Source organism: Oceanobacillus saliphilus (assembly GCF_023522835.1).
Lineage (GTDB): Bacteria > Bacillota > Bacilli > Bacillales > Amphibacillaceae > Oceanobacillus > Oceanobacillus saliphilus.
Map to the genome: position 1 here is coordinate 1 of NZ_JALCZU010000056.1, position 326 is coordinate 326.

At 57.4% G+C, this 326-nt stretch carries 1 protein-coding gene; it reads right to left on the reverse strand.

The features are described from left to right. Positions 1 to 326: TDP-N-acetylfucosamine:lipid II N-acetylfucosaminyltransferase family protein (locus MN204_RS20430; RefSeq protein WP_249872898.1), on the reverse strand; the 326-nt coding region annotated here is incomplete at both ends.

Consider the following 326-nt stretch of genomic DNA (forward strand, 5'->3'; position numbering starts at 1 on the left):
GCCACCATATCGCGCCAGAAGGGGTTTTCCCTGTTAAGCACACAGGGCACGCCCGCCTGGATCAGCAGGCACATCGTGCCAATCCCCTGCTGGCGGGCAAAAATGAAATAGCCCAGATCGCACTGCGCGAGCAGCCCGAGATAGGCATCAAAATCCATTTTCTCATCAAGGATGCGCAGGTTGTCAGCGCTAAAAAGCGCCAGCCCGGCGTGGCGCACCGACGCGATATAAGCGTCGTTATTCGCCGGGTAGCCCATCGGCACAATGATATTGACCGTATCGCCAAACTGACGGTGGATCGCCTGCAGGGCGGCAATATGCTCATT